Raw genomic sequence first — 17,806 nt, 5'->3', positions numbered from 1 at the left:
GCCGGTGGAGGAGCGCGCTGGGGCGACTATGGCGGGGCGCCGACGGCTACGCGTCGGCCCAGACCGGGCCGTTGGGGTAGGCGAAGGTGGCGCGGCTGTCGGCCAGCATCTCGGTGCCGGCGCCGGGGGTGAGTGGCGCCCGGTAGCGGCCGTCCAGGATGACGGTGGGGGTGACGAAGTGCTGGTGCAGGTGGTCGACGTACTCGATGGTGCGCCCTTCCATCGAGCCGGACACCGCGACGTAGTCGAGCATGCTGACGTGCTGGACCGCCTCGCACAGCCCGACCCCGCCGGCGTGTGGGCAGACCGGCACCCCGAACTTGGCGGCCAGCAGCAGGATCGCGATGTTCTCGTTGATGCCGGCGACCCGGGTGGCGTCCAGCTGCAGCACCTGCAGGCCGCCGGCCTGCAGGAGCTGCTTGAAGACGACCCGGTTGGCCACGTGCTCCCCGGTGGCCACCCGCACCGGGGCGATGGCCTCAGCGATCCGGGCGTGGCCGAGGACGTCGTCGGGACTGGTCGGCTCCTCCACCCAGGCCAGCCGGTCGTCCCCGAGCGCCCGCACCCACTCGATGGCCTCCGGCACGTCCCAGCGCTGGTTGGCGTCCACCGCGATGGCTATGTCCGGGCCGACGGTCTCCCGGGCGATCCGCAGCCGGCGGACGTCCTCGGCCAGGTCGGCGCCGACCTTGAGCTTGATCTGCGTGAATCCCTGGTCGACCGCCTCCCGGCAAAGCCGGGCCAGCTTCGCGTCGTCGTAGCCCAGCCACCCTGGTGTCGTGGTGTATGCCGGGTAGCCCTCTTCGAGCAGGCGCGCCTCCCGCTCCGCGCGTCCCGGCTCGGCCCGGCGCAGGATGTCCAGGGCCTCCTCGCGGGTCAGCGCGTCGCTGAGGTAGCGGAAGTCGACGAGGTCGACGAGGTCCTCGGGGCTCAGCGAGGCTAGATGCTGCCACAGCGGCTGCTTGGCGCGCTTGGCCCGCAGGTCCCACAGTGCTGTCACCACGGCACCGATCGCCATGTGCATGACGCCCTTCTCCGGGCCCAGCCAGCGCAGCGGCGAGTCGTGGACCAGCAGCCGCCAGGTGGCGCCCATGTCGGCCAGCAGCGGCTCGAGCTCCCGCCCCACCAGGTGGGGGCGCAGCGCCTCGAGTGCGGCGCGGACCACGTCGTTGCCGCGTCCGATGGTGAAGACGAAGCCGTGGCCGGTGTGCCCGTCCTCGGCGTCGGTCTCGACCAGCACGTAGGCCGCCGAGTAGTCCGGGTCTGGGTTCATCGCGTCCGAGCCGTCCATGGCTCGGGAGGTCGGGAAACGGATGTCGAGGGTCGACAGGGACATGACGGTGCTCAATGGCTTCTCCCGGGTGAAACGTGCTGCGTTCTTCGGTCCGACAAGAGATCGGATGTTTCGAGGTCCAACATACCCGAGTCCGGTGGACATCGGATGTTTCCGGGCGGCATACTGCAGGCGGCGGCTGCTGCCGCTGCACCATGGCCCTGACGAGTCGGAAGTGAGAGTTCTGTGCGGTTTCTGCAGGTGGGCGAACCGGGTGCGGAGCGCCCCGTCGTCCAGGTGGAGGACGGGTCCGATGCGACGGTCACGTATGACCTCTTGCCGCTGACATCTCGGATCGACGCGGAGTTCCTCGCCGCCGGCGGCCTGGATCGGGCAGCGCGCGCGGCCCGGGACGGTGACCTGCTGCGGACCGACATCACCGGGCAGCGGGTCGGCACGCCCGTCGCGCGCCCGGGGGCGGTGCTGTGCATCGGGATGAACTACGCCGCGCACGCCGCCGAGTCCGGTGCGCAGCTGCCGGAGCAGCCGGTGCTCTTCCTCAAGACGCCCAACACCGTCGGCGGGCCGAACGACTCGGTGCGGATCCCGGGCCGCAGCACCAAGACCGACTGGGAGGTCGAGCTGGCCGTGGTCATCGGCCGGCAGGCCACCGAGCTGTCCTCTCCGGAGGAGGCCGCCGCCTGCATCGCCGGCTACGCGGTGGCCAACGACCTGTCCGAGCGGACCTGGCAGATGGAGGAGTCCGGCGGCCAGTGGTCCAAGGGCAAGTGCACCGCCGGCTACACCCCGCTCGGGCCGTGGCTGGTGCCGGCGGGTGAGGTCGACGAGACGGCCCTGCGGCTGCGCTCCTGGGTGAACGGCGAGCCCCGCCAGGACTCCAGCACCGCGGACCTGATCTTCCCGGTGCGTGAGGTCATTGAGCACCTGAGCCAGTACCTCACCCTTGAGCCTGGCGACGTCGTGCTCACCGGCACCCCGGAGGGCGTCGCGCTCTCGGGCCGGTTCCCCTACCTGCAGCCCGGTGACGTGGTCGAGATGGAGATCGACGGGCTGGGCCGACAGCGCCAGGAGATGGTCGGCGCCCGCGTCGGGGGAGGCGCGCAATGACCGCCGTCGAGACTGAGTCTCAGGAGGGTGAGCTGCACGGCCTTGTCGCCCTCGTCACCGGCGGTGGCTCCGGGATCGGGGCTGCGACGGCGGACCTGCTGGCCGCCCGCGGAGCCACGGTGGCGGTCCTCGACCTGGCGACCCCGGCCGACGGCCCGCACCTGGGGCTGGTCTGCGACGTCGCCGACCGCACGTCGGTCGAGGGCGCGGTCGCCGAGGCCGTCGACCGGCTCGGCCGACTCGACATCGTCGTCAACAACGCCGGCGTCGGCGCCCAGGGCACCGTCGCGGACAACGACGACGCCGAGTGGGACCGGGTGCTGCAGGTCAACGTCGTCGGTATGGCCCGCGTGGTCGCCGCCGCGCTGGCGCACCTACGCCGCTCCCCGGCCGCGGCCGTGGTCAACGTCTGCTCGATCGCCGCGACCGCCGGCCTGCCCAGCCGGGTGCTCTACAGCGCGAGCAAGGGCGCGGTCCTGTCGATGACGCTGGCGATGGCCGCCGACCACCTGCGAGAGGGCATCCGGTTCAACTGCGTCAACCCCGGCACCGCCGACACGCCCTGGGTGGGCCGTCTGCTGGAGAAGGCCGAGGACCCCGGCGCCGAGCGCGCGGCCCTGGAGGCTCGGCAGCCGCACGGCCGGCTCGTCACCGCCGCGGAGGTCGCCGGCGCCATCGCCTACCTGGCCTCCCCGCTGTCGGGCTCGACGACCGGCACCGCGCTGGCCGTCGACGGGGGGATGCAGGGGCTGCGGATGCGCCCCGCGGAGAGGACGTCATGACGACACCGGCCACCGACCTGCCCCGTGCCTACCTCGGCGTCGACATCGGCACGTCCAGCACCAAAGGGGTGCTCGTGGTCGACGACGGGACGGTGGCCCGCTCGGCCAGCCGACCGCATACGGTCTCCCGCCCTGCGCCCGGGTTCGTCGAGTCCGACCCAGCCACCTGGTGGGAGGAGCTGGTCTCTCTCGCCGAGGAGCTCACCGGCGACGGCGCGTATGCCGTGGCTGCCGTCGGCGTCAGCGGCATGGGCCCGTGCGTGGTGCTGACCGAGGAGGACGGCACCCCGGTGCGCCCGGCGATCCTCTACGGCGTCGACAGCCGGGCGGGGAAGCAGATCGCGGCGCTGGAGGAGCGGCTGGGTCGGCAGGAGATCCGGGCGCGTACCGGCTCCGTGCTCTCCAGCCAGGCCGTCGGGCCGAAGGTCGCCTGGGTCGCCGAGCACGAGCCGGAGGCCTATGCCAAGGCGCGGCGGCTGTTCATGGTGTCCTCCTGGCTGGTGCACGGGCTGACCGGTGCCTACCGGATGGACCGGCACTCGGCCAGCCAGTGCACCCCGATGCTGGACCTGCACACCGGCGAGTGGCACCGGCCGTGGGCCGAGCAGATCACTCCGGGGCTGGAGCTGCCCGAGCTGGCCTGGCCCGGCGAGGTCGTCGGCCACACTGCGGCGCCGCTGGGCGGGGTCGCGGCCGGCACCCCAGTCGTCGCCGGCACCATCGACGCCTGGGCCGAGGCGGTCAGCGTGGCCGCGCAGAGCCCTGGTGACCTGATGCTGATGTACGGCACGACGATGTTCCTCATCGCCACCGCCGACCAACCCCGGACCAGCGAGGTGATGTGGGGGACCATCGGCGCCTACCCGGGCACCTACAACCTGGCCGGCGGGATGGCCTCCTCCGGGTCGGTCACCGCGTGGGTGCGCGACCTCACCGGAGGCGCACCCTACGAGGACCTGCTCACCGAGGCCGAGACCAGCGGTGTCGGGGCCCGCGGGCTGCTGCTGTTGCCCTACTTCGACGGCGAGCGCACCCCCATCTCCGACCCTAGGGCCCGTGGTGTCATCGCGGGCCTGACGCTGTCGCACACCCGTGGCGACGTCTACCGGGCGGCGCTGGAGGCCACCGCGTTCGGGGTCCGGCACAACGTCGAGGCGTTCCGCGACGAGGGCGTGCAGGTGCGTCGCGTCGTCGCCGTCGGCGGCGGGGTCCAGCACCCACTGTGGCCGCAGGTCGTCTCCGACGTCACCGGTCTGGAGCAGGTCATCCCCACCGTCACCGTCGGCGCCAGCTACGGCATGGCGCGACTGGCCGCCACCGCCCTGGGAGAGGCCCACGTCGACGACTGGAACCCTCCGCAGCGCACCACCGGCCCGGACCCGGCGCGGCAGCGCCGCTACGACGAGCTCTACCGGCACTACCGCGCGCTGTACCCGGCGACCGCCGAGACCATGCACGCGCTCGCCGACCTGACCGAGGACCCGACCGAGAACAAGGAGCCCGCATGACCTACCGCATGCCCGAGCTGTCCACCCCGCCGAGCGCGCCGGAGCGCACCGCCTACCTGGTGCCCAGCGGCGACTCGCGGGAGTCGGCCAACCTGGCCGGCTGGCCTGTGCAGGTCGAGCTGGAGCGGGTCGTCGCCGACGCCCTGGCCGAGCACGGCTGGACGGTCCGGCGCGCCCTCGACGTCGACCCCGGGACCGGCCACGGCTTCGTCACCAGCCAGCGGATGGGCCTGGAGGTCTTCCGCGGCATCCCTGCCGACGCCCCTCTCATCGTCGCCACCGCGATCTGGCAGTACAGCCACCACGTGCTCGCCGGCCTGCGCAGCCACCGCGGCCCGATCCTGACCGTGGCCAACTTCGCCGGTCAGTGGCCCGGCCTGGTCGGCCTGCTCGGCCTCAACGCCGGCATGACGAAGATGCGCCGGGACTACTCGACGCTGTGGACGGTGGACGGCACCGACGAGTGGTTCCACGCCGGCATACGGCAGTGGCTGGAGACCGGCAGCGTCACCCACGACCTGTCCCACGTACGGGGCCTGCCCGAGCTGGCGGCCTCCGCTGAGCGGGACCTGGGGAAGGCGCTGGCCGAGCAGCTGCTCACCGAGAAGGCGATCATCGGCGTCTTCGACGAGGGCTGCATGGGCATGTACAACGCGATCATCGACGACGAGCTGCTTAACCCGATCGGCATCTACAAGGAGCGGCTGTCCCAGAGCGCGCTGTGGGCCGAGATGCAGCAGGTCCCCGACGAGGAGGCCAAGGCGGTGCAGCAGTGGCTCACCGACGCTGGCATGACCTTCCGGCTGGGCACCGACGAGCACACCGAGCTGACCGAGCGGCAGCTGCTGTGGCAGTGCAAGATGTACGTCGCCGCGCTGCGGATGAGCGACGACTTCGGCCTGGACGCCGTCGGCATCCAGTACCAGCAGGGCCTGAAGGACCTCACGCCCGCCTCCGACCTGGTCGAGGGGCTGCTTAACAACGTCAGCCGGCCGCCGGTCCGCAGCCGCGACAACTCCCGCGAGCTGTACGCCGGGGCTCCGCTGCCGCACTTCAACGAGGTCGACGAGGGGGTGGCCGTCGACGCCCTGGTGACCAACCGGGTGTGGACCGCGATGGGGCTGGACCCGGCCACCACGCTGCATGACGTGCGGTGGGGCGAGGAGTATGACGGTCAGTTCGTCTGGGTGTACGAGATCTCCGGGTCGGTGCCGCCCTCGCACTTCGAGAACGGCTACGCCGACGCCGAGGGGTGGCGCCAGGGCAACGTGTTCTTCCCCGCCGGCGGCGCGACCATCAACGGCGTCTCCAAGCCGGGGGAGATCGTGTGGTCCCGGGTCTACATCGCCGAGGGCGGCCTGCACGTCGACCTCGGCCGCGCCTCGGTCGTGGAGCTGCCCGAGGAGGAGACCCGCCGGCGCAAGGAAGCCACCAACCCTGAGTGGCCGATCTCCCACGTCGTGCTGCACGGGGTGAGCCGGGACCAGTTCATGGCCCGGCACCAGGCCAACCACGTCCAGGTCGCCTACGGCGACGACGCCGCCAGCGCCGACGCGGCCCTGGTCGCCAAGGCCGCGCTGTTCCAGCGCCTGGGCCTGCAGGTGCACCTGTGCGGTGACGTCAGCGTCGACGCCGGCTGAGACTCGCTCACCTGTTCGGCACCGAGGCCCGGCGTAGCCGCCCTCAGAGGCGGTAGGTGCGAGTCGCGGTGCCGCACCAGACCTGCTCGGCCTCGTCCGGGCTGAGGGTGCCGACCAGCTCGGCCAGCACCTCGAAGGTGGCGACGTAGCCGTCGGTGAGCCGGGTCATTGGCCAGTCCCCGCCGTACATGATCCGCGCCGGCCCGAACGCCTCGAGCACCACGTCGACGGAGGGCCGCAGCGCCGGCGCGGTGTGGGGGATGCCATCAAGGTGCAGCCCGGACAGCTTGGTGACGGTGTTGGGCTGCGCGGCCGCCCGCCGCATCGCCTCCGCCCACTCCCGCCACGCGTCCGGATCGGCCGGCGGCTTGGCCAGGTGGTCGATGACGATGGTCAGGCCCGGGTGCCGGGCGGCCGTGGCGGCGATGTCCTGGGCGAACCACGGCCAGGCGTCGGGGAGGTCGAGCACCAGCCCGGCGTCGGCCAGGACGCTGAGCCCGGCGTGGACCGCGTCCAGGCGGAGGAACTCGCTGGCCCGCGGGTCGCGGTGGATGAGGTGGCGCACCCCCTTGAACAGCGGCTCCTCAGCGAGCGGCTCCAGGTGCGCCCGGGCGATGTCAGGGTCGTCCAGCGGCACCCATCCGACGACGCCGGTGATGCCCGTCGGGTGCCCCTCCGGCAGCCCTCCGTCGAGCCGGGCGTGCGCCGTGGCAAGCATGTAGTCGGTGTCGGTGAAGCTGTCCTCGGCCTGCACCAGCACCACCTGGTCGACGCCGCACGTGGCGAGCGCGTCGGCGACCCGGCTCGGGGTGTGCACCTCATTGAGGACGCCGAGGTCGGGCGTGATCCAGTCGTAGGCGCTGACCGACCGGTCCCAGACGTGCATATGGCTGTCGATGATCACGGGATGAGGCCCTCCTGCCGCAGTTCTGCCCACAGCGCGGCCGGCACCGGCTGGTGGATGCGCGCGATGTTCTCCCGGACCTGCTCGGCGGTGGCGGCGCCCATGACGACGGCGACCACTTGCGGGTTCTGCAGGCCGAACTGGAGCGCCGCGGTCGGCAGCTCCACCCCGTGACGCTCGCAGACCTCGGCGAGCCGGACCGCCCGCTCCAGCTTCTCGGCCGGCGCCGCCGAGTACTCGTAGTGCGCGTTCTCGCCGGGCCGGGGCGTGGCCAGCAGCCCGGAGTTGAACTGAGCGGTGTTGACGATGCCGACGCCCTGGTCACGGCACGCCTCCAGCAGCTCGGGGTGGGCCGGCTGCTCGAGCAGCGTGTAGCGACCGGCCAGCATGAGCACGTCGATCCCGCCGATGGCTACCGCGTGCCGGGCGGCCTCTACGGAGCCGGTCCCGACCCCGACGCAGGCGACCACACCCTCGTCGCGCAGCGCGCACACCGCAGGCATGGCCGACTCCAGGATCGGCACGGTGTTCTCCGGACCGTGCTGCTCGGGGTCGTGGACGTAGAGCGTGTCGACCCGGTCCAGGCCCATCCGGGCCAGTGACTCATCCAGGGACCGCCCGATCCCGCCTGCGGAGTAGTCCACCACCCGGCGGCGGGTCGCCGGCGCGTCGAACTGGTCGCACGGGTCCCGCTCCCCGGCAAAGTCCGGGTTGTCCTCCAGCCGGCGGCCGACCTTGGTCGAGACAACGAACTCCTCCCGGGGCACCGTCTGCAGGAAGGCGCCGAGCCGCTCCTCGGCCAGACCCAGCCCATAGTGCGGGGCTGTGTCGAAGTGGCGGATCCCGCCGGCCCAGGCAGCCGCGAAAAGGTCGTGCGCCTGCTCGTCGCTGATCGCGGAGTACAGGTTGCCGGCGTTGGCCGATCCCAGACCGAGTGGCCCATAGGCCGACACGGCTGCGGCGCGGGAGCACAGGTCCGTCATCTACACAATCCAACCACGCAGGCGTGCTGCGCCTGGGAGGACCCGCGCGCTCTGGCAAGACTCCCGGGCGGGGATGGACTCGATGGAGTTGGTGCATGACAGCATCCGGCGGATCCACACGTCGTGACCAGAAACGCCCATGCTCTCTTCCCACGCCGCTCGCCACCCTCTGGACACGCGAGTTGGGCTTTCCCCACTTCACCTCGAGCTCCTGGAACGCAGCCCACGCCGCGTCGACGGTCAGCGCGGTGTAGATGTCGCGCAGGTCCTGGGCCAGCTGGCCCAGGACCTGGGGCCGGGGGTGAGGAGCGCGGGTGCACAATCCGCAGGTCAGGGTGGCCCGTCGGGCTTGTGACCAGTCACGATGTCCGTGGCATCCTCCGGCCTCGCGCAGGCCTGGCCTGCGGGCCGGTGGCCGCATGGTGGCCAAGGGCACCCCGCAGAGGTAGGGCCGTGACCGAACTCCAGCCGCGTCAGGGTCCTGACCAGTGGAAACTCATAAGTGGGCCCCGTGGGACTCGAACCCACAACCTACGGATTAAAAGAACGCGGGGAGCGAGCCTGAGTTGTGTCGTCCTGTGCCGGTGAATGTGAGTCTGTACAGGTCAGGGGGTTTCGGAGTGCCCGTCTGTGACGCGCATTGTCGGAGAGTGACGCGGCATCCGTGACCAACCAGGTGACCACTCCGCCTCACACAGGCCCAACGTAGCCAAGGGGCCGCTGCGAGAAGCTCAACGATGGTCAGGCTCGGCGCTCGTGGCCAAGTCTGCACTGCTGGGCTGGGCGTCAGCCGTGGGTTGCCCGGGGCATAATGACGGCATGCCAGCACCAAGAGCCCGCGGTGTGTCCATCCGCATCTTCCTGGCGGACGGTACGCCGCAAGGACTGCGGATAGTCACTCGAGCTGGGTGGACGGGCGTCTGCTTCGCATTCGCACGACCGGACTACCAGAAGGTCAGGACGCGGGAGGAACTGCAACGCACTGGTGTCTACATCCTGACCGGTCCCGATGTAGAGGGGTCGAACGACGTGCGTGTGTATGTGGGAGAGGCAGACTCAGTCCGCACTCGGTTGGACGAGCACCATCGCTCCAAGGACTTCTGGACGGACGCCTACGTGCTTACCACGAACGACAGCTCACTGAACAAGGCAGAGGTTCGGCGTCTGGAAGCGCACCTGTTGATCCTCGCCCAGGAGGCGGGCGTTGCATCGATCGACAACCGTACTGCCCCGGAACTGCCGTTCTTGAGCGAGGCAGATGCCGCTCTCATGGATACCTACCTTGAGTACTGGCTGGATCTGCTGCCACTGCTTGGAGTCGACATTTTCGAGGCTGTCGAGGAGACGGTGGAGGTCGCGAATGAAGCTCCTCAGGCCCAAGCGCAGCCCGAGGAGCCTTCGGTGACGGACGAGAAGGATCGCCCCCTCCTGTTCCTCAAGACAACCGGGATCATGGCCAGCGCGCGTGATGAGTCCAAGGGGTTTGTCGTGTACAAGGGCGCAACGGCGCGCAAGCGGGCCGTCACCATGGCGTCGTCTTACCAACGGCTGAGGGATCAGTTGCTCTCAAATGGCGTGTTGGCTCCCGTTGCGGACGATGAATTCGTCCTGACGAGGACGTATGTCTTCGAGTCTCCCTCCGCTGCGGCAAGCGTTCTGACCGGAGCCTCACGGAACGGCCGCACTGAGTGGAGAACGAGCGACGGCACGACCCTGAAGGAACTCCAGGCCCAGTCGGTGGCCGCACCTCCCTCGTCTGCTGGCGCGCCGGATGACGCCGAAGTGGGAGAGGACGAGGCGTCGCATCAGCTGGTCGAGCCAGCGCCTGGAGAGTCCGTTGCGGGGCAGTTGTCCCCGGTAGAGACGCAGGAGGGCTGACTCGGATCGGCGCGACTGGAACGGTCCAAGGCCCGCTGACCAGGGCAAGTGCTGCTGCATCGAGTGTCCTGACGGGGGGCCAGGAATAGGGACACGGAGTGGAAGACGGCCGACGGAGCGACCCTCGGGGAGCTACAAGAGTGGTCCGTATCGGAGTCGTCGGTAGTTGCGACTGCGACTGGACCTCCTGCGGCACGATCGTGCGTCATGGCGCACGTTGACCCTCTGGAGCCTTAGGCTCTCACTATGCCCTCCTCAGCCAACCTTCCCATGCCTCAGCTTCAGCAGAACTTGGCCGAGTTCGCCTTGTGGCGCAAAGCGCGGCTGCGCGGAGATGAGAAGGGTGAGGCGCAACCGTTCTTAGACCGCCTGTTCCGTGCCCTCGGGCACGAGGGCGTCCAAGATGCTGGTGCAGAATTTGAATCGCGGTTAAGGCGGAGGGATGACCGGGGAACGGGCTTCGCTGATTTGCTTTGGAAGCCTCGTGTCCTCATTGAGATGAAAAAGGCAGGCACCCCACTACGTCAGCACTATCGGCAAGCCTTTGATTACTGGGTTAGGGCAGTTCCTAACCGCCCCAGGTACGTTGTGTTATGCAACTTTGACGATTTTTGGATATACGACTTCGAGAATCAACTAGACGAGCCTATAGACACCGTCGCGCTAGACGAATTAGAGAAGCGATGGGAGACGCTTAGTTTTCTGTTCCCTACTGCGGAAGAGCCGGTATTCGGCAACGACCTAGTCAAGGTGACGCGGGAGGCTGCATCCCAGGTTGCACAGGTATTCTCATCGCTCAAGACGCGAGGCGTGCCGACAGTCGTGGCGCAGCGGTTTGTCCTTCAAGGGGTCATGGCCATGTTCTCGGAGGATATTGGACTCCTTCCTCGTCACTCGTACTCGGAAGCCCTGAGCGATTCACGAAATGGCTCCGAAGCATATGATCTCATAGGCGGCCTGTTCCGTGAAATGAATACTCCAGGGGTGACTGCGGGGGGCCGGTTCGCCGGAACACCCTACTTCAACGGCGGCTTGTTCTCACACGTTTCGCCGCAAGAGCTCACGCGGGATGAGATTAATCTTCTGCGGGAGGCTGCAATCACGAACTGGGCGGACGTGCGTCCTGAGATTTTTGGGACGTTGTTCGAGGGTTCGATGGATAAGGGAGAAAGGCACGCGCAGGGTGCACACTTCACATCGCAAGCCGATATCGCGAAGATTGTGGGCCCGTGCGTCGTGGAACCTTGGCGCGAGCGGATCGACGCAGCCACGACGGTGCCCGAACTTGAGGCTCTTCTTCACAGTATGTTGTCATATCGGGTCCTCGATCCTGCCTGCGGATCAGGGAACTTCCTCTACGTCGCCTATCGAGAGATGCGCCGATTGGAGCATGCGGTTGTCGAGAAGCTCATGGCAAGGCGGCGGGGTGTCCTGACAGGACAAACCAGCCTCACGTATGTGGACCCCGAGAATTTCCTTGGCATTGATACGAACCCCTTCGCCGTCGAGATTGCGAAGGTGACGATGCAGTTGGGTAAGAAGCTCGCCGCTGACGAGCTAGACGAGGACCGCAACGTCCTGCCCCTCGACAACTTAGACGGGATCATCAGCTGCTCAGACGCACTTTTCACTCCTTGGCCCAGGGCAGACACCATCATCGGCAACCCCCCATATCTCGGTCGTCGGTCCATGGTTCGCGACCTTGGTGCTGCGTACGTGGCAAAACTCGATGCGAAGTACGGCCCGCAAGGCGTGGCCGACTTCGTGACCTATTGGTTTCCGCGGGCGCACGATCACCTCCGCCCTGGCGGTCGAGCCGGCTTCGTAGGTACAAAGTCGATCAAGCAAGGTGATGGTCGTAGGGCTTCGTTAGATTACATCGTGGATAACGACGGAGTGATCTTCGACGCCGTCTCACAAATGCCTTGGTCCGGTGAAGCCCAAGTCACGGTGTCCATTGTGAATTGGCAAAAGGGTGGGCAGCTCCCGGCGGTTCGTACGCTCTGGATGGATGACGGCGAACGTCCCGTAGAAGTCGCGGAGATCTCGGGTTCCCTCTCTCCCCTGAAAGACCTGCGGACCACGGTCACCCTCAGAGCCAGCGAAGACTCATTCTTCCAAGGACAGACCTTCGGTGTGGCGGATGCCTTCAAGGTCGACGGGGCACAGGCTAGGGAACTAGTCAGGGCGGAGCCATCAGCGGCGGAAGTACTCCACCCGGTCTTGGGCGGGCGAGAGATGCTCCATAAGTTGAACATCGATGACTGGGTCATTGACATTCCTGAATATGACTCCGACCAAGTGTGGGCAAAGTACCCAAAGCTGCTCACGTTCCTCGAGCCCACAGCGATGCAGGACAGGCAATTCAAGGCACAAAAGCAGGCGGCAGTCAACCGAGAGATCTTGCAGGCCAATCCAAGGGCACGTGTGAACGTTCACCACATCCGTTTTGCAGATCATTGGTGGATGTTGGGGTATCGGCGCGCGGATATGCTGGAGGCGCTGGACGGATTTCCTCGGTACATCGCCCTCACGCGCACGTCAAGTGAATTGCGCGGTCCGGTCTTCACGTTCGTGGACCCTGGATGGCACATCTCGGACTCGGCGGTAGCCTTCCCCTTTGCCGACGACTACTCGCTCGGTATCTTGCAGAGCAACTTGCACACAGAGTGGTTTCGCGAGAAGTGCACGACTCTGGAAACCCGCTTGACCTACACAGCGAAGAATGTCGGCGGACACTTCCCCTGGCCCCAGGACCCACATCCAGACGCAGCGGAGCGAGTGGCGCGCGCCGCTGCGGCCATCGTTGATCATCGCGCGGCAGCGTTCGGCGATGGACGAACGCTGGCGCAGCAGTACGACGTGTTGCGCCGTCCTGGCCGGAGCACTCTTCGTGATCTGCACACCGAGTTGGACAGCGCTGTGCTCGAGGCCTACGGCCTTGACCCGGCCATTGATGTGCTGACGCAGCTCCTTGCGCTTAACCACTTGGTGGCAGAGCGTGAGAGGGCGGGCGAGGCGGTGACGCGACCGGGAGCAGTGAACTGCAACTGCACGTTCTCCAACTGGGCATTCCCGGCGCCTGAACTGTAGGGGGTTCACGGACAGCGGTCGGCCGTGATGATCCCACTTGCCGCCCTGGGGAGCTGCATGACAGTCTCGCCGCTACGGATTCCATATCCGATGACTACCGTGTTTCTGCTGGTCAGAGGTGATGTGGTCACGGGTTGGTCACAAGGGTCGGTCTCAGTCTGGTTCCACTGCATCTGTCCCTTCCGGGACCAAGAGGCGGGACGACTTGCTCTTGACCCAGCGCCCTCCCTGCCCCAGAGCCAGGAGTCCAGTCGCCAGAGCAAAGATCTCGGGAGCAACGACCATGAGCGTGAGGCCCAGAGACACGATCACGACAGCGGCCGCGTGAGCGGCAAGTTGTACCGCCGCTGGGTCATCTCGCAAGTCGGGGCGCTGCAGGAGAAGTAGGAGCTTCAGTGCGCCCCACGCCTCCACCTGTTCTTCCTGTTCAGCGCTGAGGTCAGCCTCGGCCAGTCTCATCGCGTCGGCGGTGGTGAAGGCTCGGGCGAGGATCGAGCTGGTGTCTATCTCGCCCATGGCACGGGCCAGGCTGGTGGTGGCGTCGGCGGTGGTGAAGGCTCGGGCGAGGATCGAGCTGGTGTCTATCTCGCCCATGGCACGGGCCAGGCTGGTGGTGGCGTCGGCGGTGGTGAAGGCTCGGCCTCGGGCGAGGATCGAGCTGGTGTCTATCTCGCCCATGGCACGGGCCAGGCTGGTGATCGCTGGGGCGGTCGCTAACGGCTGGGACGAGTCGTCCGGCTTGTAGGCCATTGCGGGGTCCTCCGCGCGAGTCAGCACTCGGTTCACTCGCTCCACGGTGCGCTGCGACGCCCTATGTCCTGGGTCAACTTCAAGACGGCGAACTGTGGAGTAGGAAACGTCTGCCAGATCGGCCAGCTCCTGGCGTGTCAATTGGGCACGTTCACGGCGTCGCTTAACGTCCAGCAGGCCCGTGCGCGGCTCCACAACTTCTGCCCCCGGTCGATCGTGGCTGTCTCACGTCACGATACTTTGCTCGTCGACGGTGAGTTGCATGCCGAAGGTCGGCCATGCGACGCACGTGCGTGACCGAGGCCTCCGATCCACAGCTCCTCGTCATCTGGGGCGGATCGGGAACCCTGTGACCCGCGGACCGGTGGTGGGGTACCAGGAGTCCCACCTGGCTCGCGTGCGCACGCGTGGAGGGGTGCAGCAAACGCAGCAAAGCGGGTCATGCGGGCATCTCCAACCGCCAGTCTTGCGTGAGTCCCTTGCTTCGGCGGGCGTGACGAACGGCTTCGCGGGCGTCGGCCAGGGGCTCGCCAGTGGCCTCCCTCCAGAACTTGTGGCTGGTATGGACTAGCCGGCCGCCGTTAAGCGCGAGGTATCGATCGCGGGCGGGATCATCCTCGAGGCCACTCATGCAGGTCTTCATCCCGTACGCGAGCGTGGTCACCCCTACCGGCAGTGACAGCCGCCGAGTGAACACGAGGCCGAGCCCGTTCGAAGACGCCAGCTCGTTGAGTTCGGCTCGTGGTGGCACGTCACCGTGGGTCCACGCGTGAACGTGGGTGCCGGTTTGCCCAGGGTTCTGTTCGACGTGATAAGCCCACTCGAAGGAGGTGCGGTGTCTCACCAGGGTCTGGCGGAGGCGTCGGAGCGTGGCGTTGATGGTCCCCCACGTCCCGGGGGTGCCTGTCCACGTGATGAGGCTGCTTGGTCGCGCCAACCCAATGGCGGAACCGAAGTCCAAGGCGCGGGGGATGATGCAGGCCCAGCACCCGATGTTGCCGCACCGCGCTGGGATGCGCCGTCCTCGCTGATCGCTGAGGATCAGGTGGCCCTTCTTCGGACATCGCGGCCAGCGAACGGGTGAATCAGCACTGCCGTACTGAGCAAGCACGTGCAGGGGATCAAGCACCGGAGTCCGGCACCCCCCTCGAGAGGTCGCCGTTCAGACCGATGGCGGCAAGGAGGCCCGCAGTGGGCACTCTGTACTGGTGCCCAACGCGCAGGACGGGGCACGGGAAACTGCCCTCTTGGGCCAGTCGGTACCCCACTGTCCTGCCGATCCCGAGGATGGAGCATGCGGTGAGCAGGTCCAGGACAGCGGGCAGGTCGCGCGTTTCGGCGAGGGTCGGAGCGGTCACCGGTGCCCCCTTGCAAGGACACCGAGCAGCTGGACATACGCCACGAGGTGGAGCCCCCGAGGTGCGTAGCGACCTTCCTCCCAGGCACTCACTGCCGAGTGTGAGACGCCGCAGTACCGCCCAACGTCTCGCAGGGACAGTCCAGCCGCGCGACGCAGGTCCTTGGCGTCAGAGCCAAGCGCCTCACTGAGTGACAGCAGGAAGGGGGGTGGGGAGGATGGGCCTTGCCGTGATGTGAACATGACCCTATGAGCGCATACGGGCTGAAACAGCACAACGGCCTAGAAGGCGGGCGCGACATACCGACCTTCTGAACCGGGTGAGCGCACAGGGTTGACAACCTGTGGCCAGGGCGGGACGCTTCCGGTGTGGCTGTGCACTGGGAAGTTTCGTCGGTCGGCGCTGAGTCGATCTCACTGGTCGGGGAGGAAGCGCGCATCTTCGTGGCCCGAGACGCGGATCCGTCGGACAGCATCGATCCCGACGCGTCTTTCACTTTGTGGTTGCCGGAAGAGCCGGAGGGGGAGCACGCGTTCGAGATGCGGACCTACCCTGAGGAACGTCGTTGGACGGACGACTGGATCGGCTGGGTCATCACCGGCCGCTTGCTGTGGCGCGAGCCCTCGTGGATCATCACGGAGCTCAGCATCCGGGCCGACCGTGACTCTCTGCCTGGCTTGCCGCCGATGCCAGCCACCGCCATCACGGCGCACGTCCTTCGCGAGGTACGACTTGGGCTCATCTACTCCGCGATGTCGGCCATAGCGCGCGGCTTACCAGCGGACCCACGATTCACGTTCGAGGACGTGCTGGAGTTTGCTGGTCCGGTCGGCGCGGCACGTCTCGAGCGAATCTCGGAGTCGCGTCAGCCCCGACCGGGGCGCCCGCGTCGGAGTCCGCGCGAGTTCAGGAGGTTCGTTGAGACTGCGCTGCACCTGGGTGGCTCCCACGAACTGATATCGCAGGAGCTGGACTGGCCAGTTGAGACCGTCAGGACCTGGCTCAAGGCGGCCCGTCGAGAGGAATGGCTAGCCCCGGGTCAGCCGGGCCGACGCGGAGTCATCGCCCCGGGACCCCGCTACCTAACAGACAAAGGAAAGATGCCGTGAGAGGTCGTGTCTACAAGCGATGCGGGTGCCCCAAGGAAGGGCGGCAGGGGTCGTGTCGAAAGGATCATGGTTCCTGGGTCTACGTCATGGACCTCGGGCCTGGCCCTGGCAAGGGTGGGACCTGGCGGGCACGCCGCCAGGAGAGGCGAGGAGGGTTCCGATCCAAGAGGCGTGCGGAGGAGGCGCTGGCGGAGAGGTTGGCAGGACTGGAGGGTGGTGGCCACGCCTACGACGAGGGCCTCACCTTGGGGACGTACCTGGATGCGTGGTTGGCGCGAAAGGCGCTGGGAGGTCTGCGTCCGACCACGGTCCGGTCGTATGAGCAGCACATCCGTGGACACATCAAGCCATCTCTGGGCCACATCCGTCTGCGAGATCTGAGGCCCGATCAGGTCGAGCGCTTCCTCGTAGGCCTCCTCGACGCAGGCGGCCCTTCGGTGAGTCCCGCCACGGTACAGCGGGTCCGTGCAACGCTGCGATCCGCGCTCGCCGCGGCAAAGCGCAGCCGGCTTGTGGCGCTCAACGCTGCTGTGGACATCGAAGTCCCCGCAGCGCAGCGTCCCAAGGTCGTTCCCTGGGAGCCGTCCGAACTGGGACGCTTCTTGGACCATGCGGCGACAACAGAGTGGGGACACCTTTTCGAAGTGCTGGCCATGACTGGTTTGCGTAGAGGTGAAGCCCTTGGACTGCGCTGGTCCGATGTCGACCTGAGCAGGGGTGTGCTCGTCGTTCGTCAGCAGTTGGTGCAGGCACCGATGACCTCTGCCTGCACGGCGTGCGGGAGTTTGCACACGCGCGTCTCGTTTGGGGAACCGAAGACTCACAGCGGGACGGGACGAGTTCTCGAGCTGGACGATCGCTCAATCGATGCACTTCTCGGCCAGCAGGACCGACAGGCCAAGGACCGAGACGCCTTCGGGGGAGCCTACAGCGATCACGACCTGGTCTTCTGTCGCAGCGATGGGATGCCGCTTTCCCCCGATAGGCTCACCAAGGTGTTCGCACAACTGGGAGTTGAGTGCGGGCTGCGGCCAGTGCGCCTCCACGACCTCAGGCACGGTGCCGCTTCGCTCCTGCTGGCTGCGAACGTAGACCTCGCCGTCGTCAGCAAGCGTCTGGGGCACTCCAGCGTGTCCATCACAGCCGACACGTACTCGCATCTGTTCGAGGGTGTCGGTCGCGAAGCGGCAAGTAGGGCGGCCGCCCTGGTCCCTCGTGACCAAAGCGTGACCAACCTGCCCAAGGTCGCCCTACTGACCGAGCGTGTGGCTAGCGAAAGTGCTGGTCAGACGGTGGGCCCCGTGGGACTCGAACCCACAACCTACGGATTAAAAGTCCGCAGCTCTAACCATTGAGCTAGAGGCCCGCAGGGGGGCGACAGCTGTCACCCCGTGCGAGTG

General features: G+C 67.4%; 13 protein-coding genes, 1 tRNA gene and 2 pseudogenes. 8 read left to right on the top strand and 8 right to left on the bottom strand.

Annotated features, from left to right (window positions below; all coding sequences use genetic code 11):
• Positions 1–46: 46 nt before the first annotated feature.
• Positions 47–1,336 carry an enolase C-terminal domain-like protein gene (locus tag LVO85_RS11040; protein WP_408637690.1) on the bottom strand — a complete coding sequence of 430 codons (1,290 nt, stop codon included), beginning with the start codon at positions 1,334–1,336 and terminating at the stop codon, positions 47–49.
• A 183-nt stretch (positions 1,337–1,519) separates the two neighbouring features.
• Between LVO85_RS11040 and LVO85_RS11035 the strand changes: the two genes are divergently transcribed.
• Genes LVO85_RS11035 through LVO85_RS11020 form a run of 4 tightly spaced genes read left to right on the top strand, consistent with a single transcriptional unit; the run spans position 1,520 to position 6,331 of the window.
• Positions 1,520–2,401: a fumarylacetoacetate hydrolase family protein gene (locus LVO85_RS11035; protein WP_232747535.1), complete on the top strand. Its 882-nt coding sequence runs from the start codon at positions 1,520–1,522 to the stop codon at positions 2,399–2,401.
• Entirely contained in the window at positions 2,398–3,183 is a 786-nt protein-coding gene (locus LVO85_RS11030) for an SDR family NAD(P)-dependent oxidoreductase (RefSeq protein ID WP_232747534.1), read from the top strand. The genes LVO85_RS11035 and LVO85_RS11030 overlap by 4 nt, the downstream gene beginning before the upstream one ends.
• Positions 3,180–4,691, top strand: coding sequence for an FGGY-family carbohydrate kinase (locus LVO85_RS11025; protein WP_232747533.1), 1,512 nt, complete (start codon positions 3,180–3,182; stop codon positions 4,689–4,691). The genes LVO85_RS11030 and LVO85_RS11025 overlap by 4 nt, the downstream gene beginning before the upstream one ends.
• Positions 4,688–6,331: a fucose isomerase gene (locus LVO85_RS11020; protein WP_232747532.1), complete on the top strand. Its 1,644-nt coding sequence runs from the start codon at positions 4,688–4,690 to the stop codon at positions 6,329–6,331. Before LVO85_RS11025 ends, LVO85_RS11020 begins: the two co-directional genes overlap by 4 nt.
• A gap of 43 nt (positions 6,332–6,374) precedes the next feature.
• Here LVO85_RS11020 and LVO85_RS11015 read toward each other — a convergent pair whose 3' ends face one another.
• Together LVO85_RS11015 and LVO85_RS11010 are read right to left on the bottom strand one after the other, a co-directional pair.
• On the bottom strand, positions 6,375–7,235 hold the full coding sequence (locus LVO85_RS11015; protein ID WP_232747531.1) for an amidohydrolase family protein: 861 nt from the start codon (positions 7,233–7,235) through the stop codon (positions 6,375–6,377).
• Positions 7,232–8,218 carry an aldo/keto reductase gene (locus tag LVO85_RS11010; protein ID WP_232747530.1) on the bottom strand — a complete coding sequence of 329 codons (987 nt, stop codon included), beginning with the start codon at positions 8,216–8,218 and terminating at the stop codon, positions 7,232–7,234. Before LVO85_RS11010 ends, LVO85_RS11015 begins: the two co-directional genes overlap by 4 nt.
• Positions 8,219–9,061: 843 nt before the next feature.
• Here LVO85_RS11010 and LVO85_RS17075 point away from each other — a divergent pair.
• Positions 9,062–10,096 (top strand): GIY-YIG nuclease family protein, encoded by a 1,035-nt coding sequence (locus tag LVO85_RS17075; RefSeq protein WP_232747529.1) that lies wholly within the window; start codon positions 9,062–9,064, stop codon positions 10,094–10,096.
• 246 nt (positions 10,097–10,342) lie between these two features.
• Positions 10,343–13,189, top strand: coding sequence for a DNA methyltransferase (locus tag LVO85_RS11000; protein ID WP_232747528.1), 2,847 nt, complete (start codon positions 10,343–10,345; stop codon positions 13,187–13,189).
• Between the two features lie 153 nt (positions 13,190–13,342).
• Here the strand turns inward: LVO85_RS11000 and LVO85_RS10995 are convergent, their stop codons facing one another.
• The 4 genes and pseudogenes from LVO85_RS10995 to LVO85_RS17195 all read right to left on the bottom strand — a co-directional run bounded on the left by LVO85_RS10995 (position 13,343) and on the right by LVO85_RS17195 (position 15,539).
• Entirely contained in the window at positions 13,343–13,939 is a 597-nt protein-coding gene (locus tag LVO85_RS10995) for a hypothetical protein (protein WP_232747527.1), read from the bottom strand.
• 33 nt (positions 13,940–13,972) lie between these two features.
• A pseudogene (locus LVO85_RS17200) lies at positions 13,973–14,134 on the bottom strand (helix-turn-helix domain-containing protein); the annotation flags it as partial.
• A gap of 244 nt (positions 14,135–14,378) precedes the next feature.
• The gene (locus LVO85_RS10990; RefSeq protein WP_232747526.1) at positions 14,379–14,783 is read right to left on the bottom strand and encodes a hypothetical protein; all 405 of its coding nucleotides are present in this window, start codon (positions 14,781–14,783) and stop codon (positions 14,379–14,381) included.
• A 510-nt stretch (positions 14,784–15,293) separates the two neighbouring features.
• Entirely contained in the window at positions 15,294–15,539 is a 246-nt protein-coding gene (locus LVO85_RS17195; protein ID WP_408637686.1) for a helix-turn-helix domain-containing protein, read from the bottom strand.
• A gap of 126 nt (positions 15,540–15,665) precedes the next feature.
• Here LVO85_RS17195 and LVO85_RS10985 point away from each other — a divergent pair, with 126 nt between their 5' ends.
• Both LVO85_RS10985 and LVO85_RS17190 read left to right on the top strand, forming a co-directional pair.
• Positions 15,666–16,406 (top strand): hypothetical protein, encoded by a 741-nt coding sequence (locus tag LVO85_RS10985; RefSeq protein WP_232747525.1) that lies wholly within the window; start codon positions 15,666–15,668, stop codon positions 16,404–16,406.
• Positions 16,322–17,512, top strand: a pseudogene (locus LVO85_RS17190) (tyrosine-type recombinase/integrase); the annotation flags it as partial. The gene LVO85_RS10985 and the pseudogene LVO85_RS17190, both read left to right, overlap by 85 nt.
• A 187-nt stretch (positions 17,513–17,699) precedes the next feature.
• Here LVO85_RS17190 and LVO85_RS10975 read toward each other — a convergent pair.
• A tRNA-Lys gene (locus LVO85_RS10975) sits at positions 17,700–17,772 on the bottom strand.
• Positions 17,773–17,806 lie beyond the last annotated feature (34 nt).

The organism is Ornithinimicrobium sediminis, assembly GCF_021272345.1.
GTDB lineage: Bacteria > Actinomycetota > Actinomycetes > Actinomycetales > Dermatophilaceae > Ornithinicoccus > Ornithinicoccus sediminis_B.
The sequence above is the reverse complement of the archived record's forward strand: the minus strand, read 5'-3'. Positions and strand labels throughout refer to the sequence as shown.

Bases quoted from the DNA above. Each gene is read 5' to 3' on its own strand.
- LVO85_RS10995 (WP_232747527.1), bottom strand. From the start codon at position 13,939: ATGGCCTACAAGCCGGACGACTCGTCCCAGCCGTTAGCGACCGCCCCA.
- LVO85_RS17195 (WP_408637686.1), bottom strand. From the start codon at position 15,539: ATGTTCACATCACGGCAAGGCCCATCCTCCCCACCCCCCTTCCTGCTG.
- LVO85_RS11020 (WP_232747532.1), top strand. From the start codon at position 4,688: ATGACCTACCGCATGCCCGAGCTGTCCACCCCGCCGAGCGCGCCGGAG.
- LVO85_RS11040 (WP_408637690.1), bottom strand. From the start codon at position 1,336: ATGTCCCTGTCGACCCTCGACATCCGTTTCCCGACCTCCCGAGCCATG.
- LVO85_RS11010 (WP_232747530.1), bottom strand. From the start codon at position 8,218: ATGACGGACCTGTGCTCCCGCGCCGCAGCCGTGTCGGCCTATGGGCCA.
- LVO85_RS11030 (WP_232747534.1), top strand. From the start codon at position 2,398: ATGACCGCCGTCGAGACTGAGTCTCAGGAGGGTGAGCTGCACGGCCTT.
- LVO85_RS11025 (WP_232747533.1), top strand. From the start codon at position 3,180: ATGACGACACCGGCCACCGACCTGCCCCGTGCCTACCTCGGCGTCGAC.
- LVO85_RS11000 (WP_232747528.1), top strand. From the start codon at position 10,343: ATGCCCTCCTCAGCCAACCTTCCCATGCCTCAGCTTCAGCAGAACTTG.